This is a genomic window from Exiguobacterium sp. s11 (assembly GCF_018619015.1).
GTDB lineage: Bacteria > Bacillota > Bacilli > Exiguobacteriales > Exiguobacteriaceae > Exiguobacterium_A > Exiguobacterium_A indicum.
On record NZ_JACSNF010000002.1, the window covers coordinates 92,359 to 108,381 of the forward strand.

Here is a 16,023-nt window from a genome sequence, read left to right on the forward strand (position 1 = left end):
ATTATGTCTTCGACCTAAGAATAGTAAAGCGCTTTCTTAAAGTCAATTCCAATCCCGTGAAATCAAGGATTCCTGATAAAAGTCGAGAGTATGATGCAATCGTTTGCATCACGTTGTGCAAACAATAAAAATGAAAACGTTTTCTTTTTATGCACTTATTCTATCTAGCATTTGATTCAAATAATGAAATCAAAAATAAAAAGTTTTTGAAATGTAAGAAAATAATTGAATAAAAGGACTTGTCAAAAGGATTTTAGATTGTATAATAAAAATGTAAAGGTGATGCAAACGTTTTCATAAAACGCTTACAACCACTCGGTTGTTATCATGAGAAAATGGTTGTGCCTTTATGCAAACGTTGTGCATTAAAACTTATCATTCATAAGTTAACTTGGGGAGGAAATTTCAATCATGGAAATGAAAAAATTCGTAGCAGGTCTCTCTGTATCTGTCATGGCAATCGGTGCACTTGCAGCATGTGGCGGTGGATCAGACTCTGAATCATCATCTTCAGATTCAGGTAGTAAAAAACCAAGCAAGATCGTCATCTGGGAAGACACTGAAAAAGCTGAAACGACTAAAGCAGCAGCTAAAGCGTTCGAAGAAAAAGAAGGCGTAAAAGTCGAAGTCAAAGAAGTTAAGATGACAGATCAGCAGAAGAAAGTAGCACTTGACGGACCAGCAGGTAAAGGACCGGATATCATGCTTCTTCCACACGACCAAATCGGTACAGTCGTTGACCAAGGCTTGATCGCAGAGCTCAAGGATGGCGAAAAAGCACTTGAGCCATTCATCGATACAGCGAAATCAGCAGTAACGTTTGACGGTAAAGTCTACGGATATCCGAAAGCAGTTGAAACACCAATCCTCCTTTTCAATAAAGATGAATTAAAAGAAGCACCAGCTTCAATGGACGATCTGTACAAGATCTCAACAGAGCAAAAGAAAGACGGCAAATACGGATTCCTCGCGCTTTGGGATAACTTCTACTTCGCACACGGTCCAATTGGTGGCTACGGCGGATATGTCTTCAAAGACAACGGTGGCAAATTGGATCCAGCAGATATCGGCTTGAACAACAAAGGTGCTGTCGAAGGTATGGATTACATCGGCAAGTGGTACAAAGAAGGTCTCTTCCCGAAAGGTCTTATCGGTGGTGGCGGTGGTCAAGCACTTGACCAACTCTTCGGCGATAAAAAAGCTGTTGCTGTCATGAACGGTCCATGGGCAGTTGCGAGCTATAAAGAAAAAGGCATCAACCTCGGAGCTTCAGCTCTTCCGAAACTTCCAAACGGTGAGCCGATTAAAACATTCGTTGGTGTAAAAACATACGCGATTTCAGCATACTCGGAAAATGCAGAGTGGGCTGAGAAGTTCTTGGCATCACTCACTGGTGAAGAGAACGCGAAAGCAATGTTCGAAAAATACAATGAGATCCCACCAGTCACTGCGCTTCAAGAAGATGCAGCAATCAAGGATAACGAAGTCGCAGCAGCAGTCTTCGCACAATCACAAAACGGTGTGCCAATGCCGAACATCGCTGAGATGGGTCAAGTTTGGGAACCAATGGCAGCAGCACTCCAGCTTGTTGCAACAAACAAACAAGACGCACAAAAATCAGCTGATGATGCTGTCAAACAAATCAAGCAACAAATCGAAGCAAACAATCAATAAGCGTAAGTGGAACGCGTGAATCCATGACAAAGAGATAAAGAGAGGGGGATCTTGGATTCCCCCTCATCTTTATGGTTGGAAGAGAAGCCTGAGGTCAGACATGACCTTTGGAAAGGAGAACGGACGATGGCTGCGATTGCAACACCACACCCGACGAATCCAACGCCTGAAAAAAAGACGAACCACCGCACGATTGCGGCGCTGATGTCGATCATTCCAGGAGTAGGACAACTATACAATAAACAATTCCTTAAAGGCGCGACATTTTTTGTCGTCGTACTATCATATTTTCTCGTCAACTTTGAACTGTTCTTCAAAGGAGCCGGAAATGGTCCTGGCGATCGCGGAGCGATCTGGGGCTTGATTACACTCGGTGAGGTACCAGGCGTAAGGGGGGATCACTCGATCTTTCTAATGGTCGAGGGCATCATTGCCTTGATTTTACTTGTCTTTGGTATCGCCATTTACGTCTGGAACTTTATCGATGCGTATCGAATCGGTAAGTTGCGCGACATGAACCTCGAAGTACCTTCCTTGAAGATGCAACTACGGAACTTCCGCGATAATGGATTCCCGTATGCGATGTTGATTCCTTCGTTAGTACTTTTAGTGTTCACAGTCGTCTTACCGTTGATCTTTACTTTCTTAATTGCTTTTACGAACTATAAGTTCAACAACTCGCCTCCAGCAAAGCTGGTCGACTGGATCGGGATTCAAAACTTCTTGAATATCTTTACGGTTGATATTTTCCGCGATACATTCGTCAGCGTTCTTGGTTGGACGCTTGTCTGGACCGTCGCTTCGACGACAGGTGTCATCGCAATCGGTATCGGACTTGCAGTCTTGCTGAACCAAAAAGGACTCAAAGGAAAACGGTTCTTCCGTTCCATCTTGATCCTGTCATGGGCAGTACCAGCCTTCATCACGATTTTGATCTTCCGCTCGATGTTCAATGAGACATTCGGTGTCTTCAATACGACATTGTTACCAGCGATCGGTCTTACTGACGGTGTCGACTGGATGACAGATCCGACGTATACGAAGCTTGCTTTGATCGGGATTCAGTGGTGGTTAGGTTTCCCATACATCATGACACTGACGACGGGAATCTTGCAGTCGATACCAGAAGATCTTTATGAGGCAGCAACAATCGACGGAGCGACAGCAGGAGAGAAGTTCCGCTTGATCACATTGCCGATGATTCTTTTCGCAACAGCACCGATCTTGATCACGCAGTATACGTTCAACTTCAATAACTTCAATATCATCTATCTCTTCAACAACGGTGGACCGGCAGTGCCGGGTCAATCGGCTGGTGGAACGGATATCTTGATTTCGTGGATTTACAAATTGTCGCTTGGCGCGAACCCTCAGTATGGATTCGCAGCAGCGATCACGCTTGTGTTGTCGTTCTTCATCATGACGATTGCCGTCATTCAGTTCAAGCGTTCAAAATCATTCAAAGATGAGGATATGATCTAATATGAGAAAACAAAACCGAATCAACATGGCGTTGTCATATCTCATTTTGACGGTCGCCTCCATCATTATCGTCTATCCACTCCTTTGGGTTGTTGGTACTTCACTCAACCCAGGGAAAAGTATTACATCGGATATCTTCCCAAGTAATCCGACTTTGATTCACTACTTCGATTTGTTCGATCCATCAAAAACGGATTATGGCATGTGGTATTTAAACACAATCAAGATTGCCGTCATCACGATGGTCGTCTCCGTCGCTCTAATCACGTTAACAGGATACATTTTTTCACGCTATCGCTTCGTCGGTCGGAAAAATTCACTGATCTTGTTCCTCGTGTTGCAGATGGTACCGCAATTCGTTGCCATTATTGCGATTTATGTCTTGCTTAATATGTTAGAATTATTTGATACGCATCTGGCGCTTATCCTACTCTACTCGGGTGGAGCGATTCCAATGAATACGTATCTTGCAAAAGGATATTTCGATACGATTCCAAAAGAACTCGATGAGGCGGCGCGGATGGATGGTGCCGGTCACTTACGAATCTTCTGGCAAATCATCTTACCGCTCGCAAAACCGATGGTCGCCGTCATCGCGTTGTTCAACTTCATGGCACCATTCAACGACTTCATTTTAGCATCGCTCGTCCTGCGTTCTCCTGAGAAACAGACACTTGCGGTCGGGTTGTACAACATGGTGTCGGAGCAGTTCGACAATAACTTCACGTTATTTGCGGCAGGTGCCGTATTATCAGCAGTTCCAATCGTTCTTCTCTTCTTCGCATTCCAGCGCTTCTTCGTGTCTGGATTGACAGCAGGTGGAACAAAAGGATAATCATAAGGGGGAAATCAGCGGCATGAGACGAGGCATAATGCTTCTCCTCTTGCCGCTTCTCTTGTCTATCGGGCTTCAACCGATGACGGGTGAAGCAGCAGGTTGGGAAAAAGAACGAATGTATTTCATCATGGTCGACCGGTTCGAGAATGGCGATCCGAGTAATGATAAAGAGGCGGATCCTGAAAATCCAAAAGCGTTCCAAGGTGGCGATTTAGCAGGCGTGACGAAACGTCTCGATTACATCAAGGAAAAGGGATTCACTTCGATTTGGTTGACGCCGATCTTTAAGAACCGTCCGAATGGTTATCATGGATACTGGACGGATGATTATTACGAGATTGATCCGCACTTCGGAACAAAGGAAGAGTTTAAACGTCTCGTCAAAGAAGCGCATAAACGGGATATCAAGGTCGTCCTTGATCTTGTCGTCAATCATTTAGGACCAAATCATCCAATGGTGAAAGAAAAACCGGAGTGGTTTCATAAAAATCAACCGATCATGAATTGGAATAACCCGTCGGAAGTCGAGAATAACTGGCTGTTCGATTTACCGGACTTCAATACAGAAAATCCGAAAGTCATGGATTATTTAGTTGATGTCGCGAACTACTGGGTCGATGAAACGGGTATAGACGGATACCGGCTCGATACGGTTCGCCATGTGCCAGCCACATTTTGGGAAACGTTTATCCCAGCAATAAAAGAAAAGCATCCGGACTTATTCTTGTTGGCTGAAGTGTTCGATGGAGATCCGCGAAAAATCGCATCCTATTCGAAATTAGGTTTTGATTCCGTGACGAACTTCCCGTTTTATTATGGAGTCAAGGATCAGTTTGCTCGCAAAAATGGTTCCGCGGAAGAGCTCGATTCAGTTTATAATCGAGATACTACGTTTAATCCGAATGCCAAGGGACTTGCAACCTTCATTGATAATCATGATGTCAAACGCTTCATCACGGAAGCAAAGATTGGTGGAGCAGACGAAGAGGAGCGGCAGCTTCGATTAGCGTTGTTCGCACTCTATGCTGCTCCGGGGATGCCGATCGTCTACCAAGGAACAGAGGTAGCGATGCCAGGTGGCGAGGATCCCGGAAACCGAATGATGATGACATTTGATCAAAACAAGAAGATGCAACAGTACGTAAAAACGTTGAACGAGATGCGTCAGGACTACCCAGCGTTTGCAACAGGGAAGCAACGCTTGATCGCAAAAACCGATCATATGGCAGTCTACTCACGGGAGACGAAACAACAACAAGTCGTTTACGCGATTAATCTTGGAGAAAAAAAGACGAGCTTACGCGTGTCTGCGAAAGAAATCGGTGATGATCAGCGTCTAAGAGGACTTTTATTCTCAGACTTGGTGCGTCAAGATGGTGACGCCTATGAGATCACGATTGATGCAAATAGTGCGAACAGCTATGTCATCGAAAAGTCACAAGTCAACTGGTGGTCGATCATCGCAATTGGTGCGATTGCTCCTATTTTAGCGCTCATACTTCTTCTCGTTCACCGTAAACGCATGCAACGTCAAACAAAATAAAATACTTAACTAGGGGAAATGTGAGGTGAAGGGGATGCAGGTAACAATCAAGGATGTAGCACGGGAAGCGAATGTCGCACCCTCGACGGTATCACGCGTCATTGCGAATAGTTCACGCATCAGTCAAAAGACGAAGGAACGGGTGCGGCAGGCGATGGATGAGCTCGGATATTATCCGAACGTTCATGCACGCAGTCTAGCGAATCGAACGACACAGGCGATCGGTCTCGTCATGCCAAGTGCTGCAACGAAAACACTACAAAACCCGTTCTTTTCGGAGGTCATTCGAGGAATCAGTACAAAAGCGCATCAAAATGGATATTCGTTATATATGACGACAGGTGTCTCGGAAGAAGAAGTATATGAAGGTGTCGTCTCGATGGTTCAGGGCCGTCGGGTCGATGGTGTCGTCGTACTGTATTCCCGTACGGATGACAAAGTCGTTCAATTTCTGCAAGACTCGAAGTTTCCGTTCGTCGTCGTCGGAAAACCATTCAGTGATTCATCACATGTCACGTATGTCGATACGGATAATTATCTAGCCGGTCGCGAAGTGACGAAGTACTTGCATCAACTTGGGCATGAGTGTATCGCATTCGTAGGAGGCGCACAGGACTTAGCTGTGACGCAAGAGCGTGTCGGTGGCTACAAGACGGCTCTCATGGAAGAGGGCATTCCGATTCAAGAATCCTACATCGTCAGTGCACCATTCATGACGACAGGAGGAGCCGAGGCAGTCAAGCGACTGATGTCGCTTGAACATCCGCCGACGGCTGTCGTCGTTAGTGACGATATGATGGCACTTGGTGTCATGAGTACACTGAATGAGATGGGGATTGGTGTGCCGGATCAAATGGCCGTCGTCAGTTTCAATAACTTGTTCATCGCAGAATTCTCAAGCCCACCGTTGACTTCTGTTGAAATCAATATTTTTGGACTTGGTTTTGAAGCGACGAATTGTTTGATTGAACAAATCAATGAAGATGCGACACCTTATGGGAAACGCGTCATCGTTCCGCATTATCTCGTCGTTCGTCAGTCTTGTGGCGGAAAATCTGAAGCATGAAATGATAGTCTATTTTTAAGCCGATTGGTTTGAAAATAGACTTTTTTTGATTCAAATGGATATCGATTTCTAGTAAAAGGAAGCGGTTGCAGAAAAAGAAATTTATTTTCGTGCAAACGATTGCATTGATGCTTTTTATGTGTACAATAAAGAATGTATAGTATAGATGAAACGCTTACATGATCAGGGTGACCGACATGCGTAGCATAAAAAGGAGCGACTTGACGATGAAACGACTTTTTGAGGTCAATGAGTGGAAAATTACAGAGCTTGGTTTTCATCCAGAAGATAATCGATTGGCAGAATCGATGACATCGATCGGAAACGGTCATATGGGAATGCGCGGGACGTTTGAAGAAGAGTACACAGGGGACACGCATCAAGGCATGTATGTCGCAGGTGTTTACTATCCGGATAAGACACGTGTCGGCTGGTGGAAAAACGGTTATCCAGAGTACTTTGCGAAAGTACTCAATGCTGTCAATATCATGGGATTGAAAGTATCCGTCAACGGAAAAGCTGTTGATTTGAACACGTGGGAAGTCATCGACTTCAAACGCGAACTTGATATGCAACACGGTGTGTTGACACGGACGATGCTATTGAAGAATGGGGTAGAGGAAACGAAAGTCGAATCCAAGCGTTTCTTCTCGATCGTTGATAAAGAAATCGCTGCCTTGCAATATACGGTGACACCTGTCAATTTTGAAGCAGAAATCGTCATTGAATCGTATCTCGATGCAGATGTTGAAAATGAAGACTCGAACTATGACGAGAAGTTCTGGCTTCCTGTCGAACACGGAATTGAAGAACGGTTCGGTTATGTCACATCAAAAACGAAAAAGCTCGATTGGCATGTGACGGCAGCGATGATCACGGATGTCGAAGGCGCGCGGTGTGAGGTCGTCGATGGCAATACGCAGTACGTCGCGAATCGTTTCACGAAACAAGCCGCAGTAGGTGAGGTTGTCACAGTCGAAAAATTCGTCGCACTCGTAACGAATCGCGACCATGAAATCGATGCGCTACTGGAGCAAGCGATGAAACGTGTTCACGTCGCATTCGAATCAGGCTTTGATACATTGCTTGCTACACATGAAGCAGCTTGGTTGCACCACTGGGAAGAAGCGGACGTGAAAATTGAAGGAGATGTCGAGGCACAGCAAGGGATTCGTTTCAACATCTTCCATATGTTCCAGACCTACACAGGTGAAGATTCACGCCTGAATATCGGACCAAAAGGATTCACGGGCGAGAAGTATGGTGGTGCGACGTATTGGGATACAGAAGCGTATTGCTTAAACTTCTACCTTGCGACGTCGAAACCGGAAGTTGCTTGGAATTTACTCAAGTATCGTCACAATCAATTACCGCAAGCGAAAGAAAATGCGGATAAGAATGTCGGAATGAAGGGTGCACTTTATCCGATGGTAACGATGAACGGAGAAGAGTGCCACAACGAGTGGGAAATCACACATGAAGAAATTCACCGGAACGGTGCAATCGCGCATGCGATTTATAATTACACGAACTACACGGGAGACACGTCGTACCTCGGACAATACGGATTTGAAGTGTTAGTCGAGATTTCCCGCTACTGGGCAAGCCGTGTCAATTACGTGCCGCACAAGGATGTCTATATGATTCTTGGCGTGACGGGACCGAATGAATATGAGAACAACGTCAACAATAACTGGTATACGAATCTGATTGCGGCATGGTGTCTCGAATATACGCAGACCGTCCACCGTCATTTGGCACAAGAAGAACCAGAACGTCTGCAAGAACTCATGCATCAATTAGCGTTGACGGATGAGGAGCTGGCAAAGTGGGCAGATATCGACGCGAAGATGTATTATCCGAAAGATGAGGCAGCACCAGGAATCTTCATGCAACAGGATGGCTTCATGGATAAGGAACAAATCTTGGTCGCTGACCTCGATCCAAAACATCTTCCGCTAAACCAGAATTGGTCATGGGACCGGATCCTTCGCTCTGTCTTCATTAAACAAGCAGATGTCTTACAAGGTCTTTACTTCTTGACGGATCGATTCAGTGTAGAAGAGAAAAAAGCGAACTTCGATTTCTATGAACCACGCACGGTTCATGAATCGTCATTATCACCATGTATCTACTCAATCATTGCGGCGGAAGTCGGTTATGAGGAAAAAGCGGTCGAACTGTACCAACGCTCAGCACGACTTGACCTCGATAACTACAACAATGATACGGAAGACGGGTTACACATCACGTCGATGGTTGGATCATGGATGTCGATCGTCCACGGATTCGCTGGATTACGGGTGGCGAACGATACGTTATCCTTCAAGCCGATGTTGCCAAAAGGCTGGACGAGCTATACGTTCCGGATGCAATGGCGAGGTCATCATATCCATGTCCATGTACAGCCGAATGCCGTCGAAATCGCCCAAACAGAAGGCGAAGCATTCAGCTTAAACGTTCATGGAACAACTGTTGAAGTTCCGGCAGGAGGACAGATTACAGTTCCTGCTTCGATGACAGTATAAGAGAGAAAAAAGAACCGATTTTTGAGTCGGTTCTTTTTTTGGGGTGTAACAAGAAGCAGGACACCTTTGTCACAAATGAAAACGCCATCATGAAAAAGAACATCAATCTTTGGAAATCTTGACTATCCGACGACATTTGAATGTGCTAAAGTGTTTCAAGATAGTTATGAATGAGAGGAGAACGGCGTGTGACAGCAGTAGTAAAGGAAAGTATGTTAAAAGTGATCGTGGCTTCGATTGGGGGATTCGTCATTGCCGTTGCCATGAACTGGTTTTTGATTCCGAGTGGTGTCTATTCGACTGGATTTACAGGACTTGCCCAAATCCTGACGCAAGTCCTTCAAAATACAGCATTTGCGTTTGGTGAAAACGTCTGGTTCTTGGCGTTGAACATCCCTTTGATCGTGCTCGCATGGATCATGTTAGGTCGGAGTTTTACAATCATTACGTTGGTTTCGGTATTGGCAACGACGATTTTCATTGGTCTTATTCCTCAATATGCTGTCATACCAGGTGATCAAACACTGAATGCAGTGTTTGGAGGGGTCTTGCTTGCGATCGGTACCGGTATAACGATTAAGTTCGGTGCTTCGACAGGTGGTTTCGATATCGTTGCCCTCATCTTTGCTCGTTTCTCCGATCGTAGTGTCGGCTTGTATCTGTTCGTCTTGAATTTCTTAATCGCATTATTAGCAGGAGCGTTGTTCGGTTGGTCGACTGCTTTGTATACGATCGTCTTCATCTACGTGACGTCTAAGGTCGTCGATGAAATTCATACGAGCAATCAGCGCCTGACGATCTTCATCGTCACGAATCATGCGGATGACATCACGACGGCTTTGCATCAGCACATCATTCGAGGAATCACGCAAATTCCTTCGATCGGTACGTATTCTCGAGCTGAAAAAGCGACGTTGATGATGGTCATCGAGCGTCATGAATTACGGGACATTGAACGGATTTGCCGGGAAGCGGACGAGACGGTCTTCATCAACGTCGTCGCGACAGACTCGGTCGTCGGATACTTCCGAAAAGGATAATGAAAAAGGCACTTCTGCAACATGCAGAAGTGCCTTTTATCTGTTTTCATGCGAGCCCGAGGACGTGTCTCAAGTAATACGCGATCCCGTCATCCTCATTTCGCTTCGTCGTTCCGTTTGCCAGATGCTTCAGCGCAGGGATGGCATTACCCATCGCGACACCGTGTCCAGCATACTCGATCATCTCTAAATCGTTTTCTTCATCGCCAAACGCAACGATCTGTCGCGAATCAATTCCAAGGTGGTCGGCGATATGGGCAAGACCGACCGCTTTGCTTGTACCTTTACGCATCACTTCGACCATGAATTCAGGCTTTACCCATTGACGATTGAGTACTGTCTCGGCATGGATGCCAGATAGTTCGGAGCGGATCTCATCGACGTGTTCTCCTTTGGCATGAATCAAAAGAGATGTTGGTTCATGCATAAGCACCTTTCGTAAATCTCCGGTCGTGACGGATAAGGCGTGGTCGGTATAGAATTCGTAAATGCCGACTGGGTCATATTGAAAATAGACATGATCCGTGACTTCGCAGACGATGTTTTGTGTTTTCGTCTCAGCGACGGATTCTAAAATATGTTGAACAGTTTTTAATGGAATCGGATGATGCTGGACTTCAAAGTGGATGTCTTGTGGATGATGGACGAGACCACCGTTAAAGTTAACGATCGGTGTCGTCAAACCGAGCTGTTCGTAATATTTTCGAGCGTGACGAAATGGTCGTCCAGTTGCGATGACGACTTCGTGACCATTCGCACGCGCACGCTGGAGCGCAGCGATGTTCGCAGCGCTGATTGTCTTATCATCTTTTAAAAGGGTGCCGTCGAGATCGACAGCGATTAAGTGACGGGTCATGATGAAATCCTCCGCTTTCTTTTCGTTAATTCTACTGTAGCATATGAAGCGATTGTCCTTCGTATGAAACGATTAAGTTTTTCAAGGAAAAGAAAGCGCTTGAAAAAATTAGAGAAAAGCTGTTGCTTGGATTAAAAAATGGTATACTACAAATCGTAGGATAACTCTATAGTACGTTATGGAAACGGAGGGGAAATCATGCGTTTTCTCGTTACATTCTTTTGGTCATTCTTACTCGTGAACACGGCTGTGTTCATCGTATCGGCAGTTGATGCAGTAACGTATAGCTTCGGATTCGCGACAGCTATGTCTGTCGTCACTTCACTTGTCGTCTTCGCACTCGATGCCGTCAATGAAGATTTAGGTCTTGGTCAAGGGACTAAGGCAGAATAAGGAAAAGCGAGATGTCGTCACATGGGCGATAGGCTCGCTTTTTGTCTTAAGGAGGAATGATCGATGATCGTCATCGAACAGGTTCTGTGGCAACAGATGCCGCAAAATGTCTACATCGCAGGGAATCAGATCATTGGAATCGGTTCCTACACCATAGATGAAGCACTGATCACGCACCGGATTGATGGTCGCAACAAACGGCTAGTCCCCGGATTCATCGACGGACACTTACATCCGATCGGTGGAGGAGGAGAAGGCGGATTTGCCACGCGAACGGCACCGTTGACTGTTCGTGACATATTCGAAGGCGGTGTCACGACGGTCGTTGGATTGCTCGGAACGGATGGTTGGACACGAACAGGAATTGACCTACTGGCACACATACGGGGATATGCTGCATCTGGTATCCGCCCCTTTCTATTAAGCGGAAGTTATATGGTTCCGCCGGTCTTCCTGACGCAATCGACAGGACATGATATCGTCCTCATCAATGAAGTGATCGGTATCGGAGAGATTGCCATCAACGATCACCGATCGACACAACCGACGGCTCATGAACTCGCGCGATTAGCGTCAGAAGCCCGAATTGCCGGCATGGTCAAAGGCGTGTCGGGAACGATGAACGTCCATATCGGAGACGGGAAACAAGGGCTCGATCTGTTACATGAGGTGATTGATACGACGGACCTCCCTATCGGACAATTCCTTCCGACGCATATCAACCGGAGTGAACGGATTTTTGAGGCGGGACTCGCTTGGGCGAAACGGGGAGGTCGAATCGATTTTACGACGTGTACGACGGAAACTTTCATTGCGGAAGGCGAGATTCCAGCAGGACAGGCTGTTGCTCGTGCTTTAGCAGCGGGAATCCCACCCGAGCAGATCACGATGTCGAGCGACGCTGGCGCAAGTCTTCCGGCGTTTGATGATGCAGGTCGCTTAGTGCGGATTGATACAGGAAAGCCTACTTCTCTGATGCAAGCCGTTCGCGATGCAGTGGAGCAGGGTGTTGCTTTTGATCAGGCAATCGCGACGATCACGCGACATGTCGCGGATGCATATGGTATACCGGGCGGGCGAATCGCGGTCGGAGAACGAGCGGATCTGTTACTGATTGATGACGCTTTGCAAATCGATACGATTCTTGCGAATGGTCATGCTATAATGATTCAGAAAAAATGGCTAATACCAGAATGACGGAGGGATAGACGTGTCAAAGAAGTCGAAACGTAAAAACACGAAAAAACCGCAATCCAAGGCGAATTGGATTACAGCGGGAGTCATCGCCTTGATCGTATTGGTTGGGGGGTTACTGCTCGTCTTCACGGATCGAGAAGATTCTGCATCGAAGAATGGCAATCTAACGGCTACACAAGTCGCAGATAAAGTGAAATCCGGTGATGAATTCTATACGTATTTCTATCAAACGGGATGCGTCCACTGTGAAAAAGTAAAACCATATCTCGTTCCGCTTGGTGAAAAACAAGACATTCCATTCGAACAGATCGATCTTGCTGTCGAACAGTCGGCTTGGGACACGTTTGGCATCGAGGGTACACCGACGGTCGTTCACTTTAAAGACGGTAAGGAAGTCGGACGCGTAGCAGGTGAACAAACAGAAGACAGCTATAAAGAGTTCTTCGCTGGAAAAGACGTAAAGGACTCAAAAGAAGAATCATCTGGTGATCTCAATGATTAAAAAATGGTTTTACTCTCGCGTGTTCGAATTAAATGGACACCCGCTTGTTGCTAAACAACTGAAACGGTTTGCGATGAGCCGTATCAGTCGTCCGTTCATCCGTCCGTTCGTTCAGGCATACGATTTAAATATGACAGAAGCGACTCAGAATTTAGAAGCGTATTCGAGTTTACATGACGTTTTCATTCGTCATGTCAAACCGGAAATGCGACCGATCGATCAAGCAGAAGGTGCATTCGTCAGTCCGTGTGACGGTGTATTGTCTGTCGTTGACGATTTGACGGCTGATAGCCGCTTTACTGTCAAAGGACAATCGTATACGGTATCCGAGTTACTCGGTTCCCATCATGAAGCACAGCAATATGTTGGTGGACGTGTGATGATCTTTTACTTAAGTCCGCAAAACTATCACCGGGTTCATGTGCCGATGGATGGAACAGTCCGGACGAGCTATACGCTCGGTCGCGATTCGGCACCGGTGAATGAGATTGGTCTTACACATGCGCTTCGCCCGTTGACACGTAATTACCGTCGCGTGACGCGCATCGTCCAAGGGAAACACGCACTTGAACATGTCATGGTCGGTGCACTGAACGTTAACTCGATCGTTCGGACGAACGAGTCGAAGGACCTTCGTCGCGGGGATGAGTTTGGATACTTCTCATTCGGTTCGACGGTCGTCCTGATTTGTCCGAAAGATGCATTGACGTTAGACAGCCAAGCGATTGGACCGGTTTTAATGGGGCAACGCCTCGGACAATGGCATTCATGACAGCGAGGCGCCCGTTATGGGCGTCTCCTTACATTTAGGAGGAATGAATCATGCCGGCACTGGCATTAGCAGAAATCGGAAGTACGCAGGTCCAAACGTATATCGCACTCATTATTTTTTTAGTGACCTATGGCTTCATCATCAGTGAAAAAATTAGTCGAGCAATCGTTGCCTTACTTGGAGCGCTCGCGATGGTCATCATCGGCATTGTGGATCTCGAGACTGCATTGTTTGAATATATCGAGTGGGGAACAATCGTCTTATTGATTGGGATGATGATTCTCGTCACGATTGCCAATCAATCTGGCTTGTTCGAATACATCGCGATCCGCGCTGCGAAGACGACAAAAGGTGATCCGATCAAGGTATTGGTTTTACTGTCCGCATTGACAGCACTCGGATCTGCATTCCTTGATAACGTCACGACGGTTCTATTGATCGTTCCAATCACGTTTTCGATTACGAAGATACTGAAGATCGCGCCGTTTCCATTCTTGCTCGCAGAAGTCCTATTTGCGAATATCGGTGGAACAGCAACGTTGATCGGGGATCCACCGAACATCATGATTGGTGCTGCGAATCCACACTTGACGTTCAATGCCTTTTTAGTGAATCTCGCACCAATCATCCTCGTCATCACGGTCGTAACGATCGGCATTCTTTACTTCGTCTTCCGGAAGCAACTACATGTTGAAGCGGAAGATCGGCAGAAACTGATGGAAATCGATGAGAAGAGTTATATCGTCAGTCGAAAATTGGTCGCACGAAGCAGTATCGTCCTCGTCAGTACGATTGCGCTGTTCGTACTGCATCCGGTGCTTGATCGCATCGGACTCCATCTCGAAGCACCGGCGATCGCGATTCTTGGAGCGACAATCCTGATGTTGCTGACGATTGAAAACGATCATCAGCTAGAAGGAATCTTTGCTCGTGTTGAATGGACGACGATCTTCTTCTTCGCTGGACTATTCGTGCTCGTCGGCGGGATTCAAGAAGCAGGTATCATTCGCTACCTTGCTGAAAAGACGATTGATCTGACAGGCGGTGACATTCAGACGACAGCGACTGCTGTTCTTTGGTTGTCTGGTATCGCCAGTGCGACGATCGATAATATCCCGTTCGTTGCGACGATGATTCCACTCATCAATGATGTAGCTGCTGGAATTGGATTATCACCAGCAGATGCGAAAGTGGACGTGTTATGGTGGTCCCTCTCACTCGGTGCCTGTCTCGGTGGTAACGGGACATTGATCGGTGCATCGGCGAACGTCATCGTCGCGGGTCTCGCGACACGACAAGGTGAAAAATTTACCTATATGCGCTTTTTGATTTATGGAGCACCGATCACGATCGTAACGTTGATTCTATCGCAACTCTATCTGTGGATTCGATATTATTAAGAAAACGGAAGGTGGACCTTCCGTTTTCTTTTGTGCGTCGCTCTTACTACCTGATTGTGCTATAATTGAACGATAAGAGCATAACTGTTTCTTAAACTTAACTATAGAGCTAGACCATTATCTGGAGGTTTTATTCTTGTTCAAACGACTTTATCCGAAACATTTCGTGGCTTCGATCTACGATATCGACCTTGAAATGCTCAAACGAAACGGTGTCAAAGCGATTTTGACCGATCTTGATAATACGCTCGTCGCATGGAATATCGCAGATGCTCCAGACGAATTGGTTGCTTGGCTGGATATGGTGAATAATCAATATGGTTTCGACGTCATCATCGTATCGAACAATAACGGAGACCGCGTCAAGAAGTTCGCGGATCCACTCGGATTGCATTATATTGCGCCTGCTCGAAAACCGCTTCCTATCGGGTTTAAACGAGCATTGACGGAATTCGGTTATCATGCGAAGGAAGTTGTCTTCTTAGGAGACCAACTCTTTACGGATGTACTCGGTGCAAACTCCGTTGGAATCGAAGTCATCCACGTTCAACCTGTCGTTAAGACGGACGGTGTCGTCACGAAATTCAATCGCCTGATGGAACGTGTCATTTTCCGCCGGATGAAACGCAAAGGAATCTATAAATTGACACAACGCGTCAAGGAAGATCCTTCTGCACTGGAGCATCCGATCGAAACACTTCGTCAGGATAAGCAACAATAACCCTGTCAGAT

Annotated in this window: 14 protein-coding genes; 13 read left to right on the plus strand and 1 reads right to left on the minus strand. The window is 46.3% G+C overall.

Translation table 11 applies throughout. The features are described 5' to 3' along the window. Positions 1-417: 417 nt before the first annotated feature. The 7 genes from KNQ12_RS08135 to KNQ12_RS08165 all read left to right on the plus strand — a co-directional run bounded on the left by KNQ12_RS08135 (position 418) and on the right by KNQ12_RS08165 (position 10,171). Positions 418-1,674, plus strand: coding sequence for an extracellular solute-binding protein (locus KNQ12_RS08135; RefSeq protein WP_174316741.1), 1,257 nt, complete (start codon positions 418-420; stop codon positions 1,672-1,674). Between the two features lie 126 nt (positions 1,675-1,800). After that, positions 1,801-3,156 (plus strand): carbohydrate ABC transporter permease, encoded by a 1,356-nt coding sequence (locus KNQ12_RS08140; protein WP_023467408.1) that lies wholly within the window; start codon positions 1,801-1,803, stop codon positions 3,154-3,156. A gap of 1 nt (position 3,157) precedes the next feature. Then, a complete protein-coding gene (locus KNQ12_RS08145) occupies positions 3,158-3,991 on the plus strand; it encodes a sugar ABC transporter permease (protein WP_023467409.1) in 834 nt (277 codons plus the stop codon). A 22-nt stretch (positions 3,992-4,013) separates the two neighbouring features. After that, positions 4,014-5,537, plus strand: a complete 1,524-nt coding sequence (locus tag KNQ12_RS08150) for an alpha-amylase family glycosyl hydrolase (RefSeq protein WP_214747470.1) — start codon at positions 4,014-4,016, stop codon at positions 5,535-5,537. Between the two features lie 34 nt (positions 5,538-5,571). After that, positions 5,572-6,603: a LacI family DNA-binding transcriptional regulator gene (locus KNQ12_RS08155; RefSeq protein WP_035398727.1), complete on the plus strand. Its 1,032-nt coding sequence runs from the start codon at positions 5,572-5,574 to the stop codon at positions 6,601-6,603. A gap of 227 nt (positions 6,604-6,830) precedes the next feature. Next, positions 6,831-9,131 (plus strand): glycoside hydrolase family 65 protein, encoded by a 2,301-nt coding sequence (locus tag KNQ12_RS08160; protein WP_214747473.1) that lies wholly within the window; start codon positions 6,831-6,833, stop codon positions 9,129-9,131. A gap of 188 nt (positions 9,132-9,319) precedes the next feature. Further along, positions 9,320-10,171, plus strand: a complete 852-nt coding sequence (locus tag KNQ12_RS08165; RefSeq protein ID WP_023467413.1) for a YitT family protein — start codon at positions 9,320-9,322, stop codon at positions 10,169-10,171. Between the two features lie 46 nt (positions 10,172-10,217). Here KNQ12_RS08165 and KNQ12_RS08170 read toward each other — a convergent pair whose 3' ends face one another. Beyond that, on the minus strand, positions 10,218-11,027 hold the full coding sequence (locus tag KNQ12_RS08170) for a Cof-type HAD-IIB family hydrolase (RefSeq protein WP_133207938.1): 810 nt from the start codon (positions 11,025-11,027) through the stop codon (positions 10,218-10,220). 198 nt (positions 11,028-11,225) lie between these two features. Here KNQ12_RS08170 and KNQ12_RS08175 point away from each other — a divergent pair, with 198 nt between their 5' ends. From KNQ12_RS08175 to KNQ12_RS08200, 6 genes are all read left to right on the plus strand, one after another. Then, positions 11,226-11,420 carry a YjzD family protein gene (locus KNQ12_RS08175; protein ID WP_023467415.1) on the plus strand — a complete coding sequence of 65 codons (195 nt, stop codon included), beginning with the start codon at positions 11,226-11,228 and terminating at the stop codon, positions 11,418-11,420. Positions 11,421-11,483: 63 nt separating this feature from the next. Further along, the gene (iadA, locus tag KNQ12_RS08180; protein ID WP_214747476.1) at positions 11,484-12,617 is read left to right on the plus strand and encodes a beta-aspartyl-peptidase; all 1,134 of its coding nucleotides are present in this window, start codon (positions 11,484-11,486) and stop codon (positions 12,615-12,617) included. Between the two features lie 13 nt (positions 12,618-12,630). Further along, positions 12,631-13,119: a thioredoxin family protein gene (locus KNQ12_RS08185; protein ID WP_023467417.1), complete on the plus strand. Its 489-nt coding sequence runs from the start codon at positions 12,631-12,633 to the stop codon at positions 13,117-13,119. Then, positions 13,112-13,891, plus strand: coding sequence for a phosphatidylserine decarboxylase (locus KNQ12_RS08190; protein ID WP_051353617.1), 780 nt, complete (start codon positions 13,112-13,114; stop codon positions 13,889-13,891). Before KNQ12_RS08185 ends, KNQ12_RS08190 begins: the two co-directional genes overlap by 8 nt. A 50-nt stretch (positions 13,892-13,941) precedes the next feature. After that, positions 13,942-15,291, plus strand: coding sequence for an ArsB/NhaD family transporter (locus KNQ12_RS08195; RefSeq protein ID WP_214747479.1), 1,350 nt, complete (start codon positions 13,942-13,944; stop codon positions 15,289-15,291). Between the two features lie 136 nt (positions 15,292-15,427). Continuing rightward, the gene (locus KNQ12_RS08200; protein WP_023467420.1) at positions 15,428-16,012 is read left to right on the plus strand and encodes a YqeG family HAD IIIA-type phosphatase; all 585 of its coding nucleotides are present in this window, start codon (positions 15,428-15,430) and stop codon (positions 16,010-16,012) included. Positions 16,013-16,023: the final 11 nt, after the last annotated feature.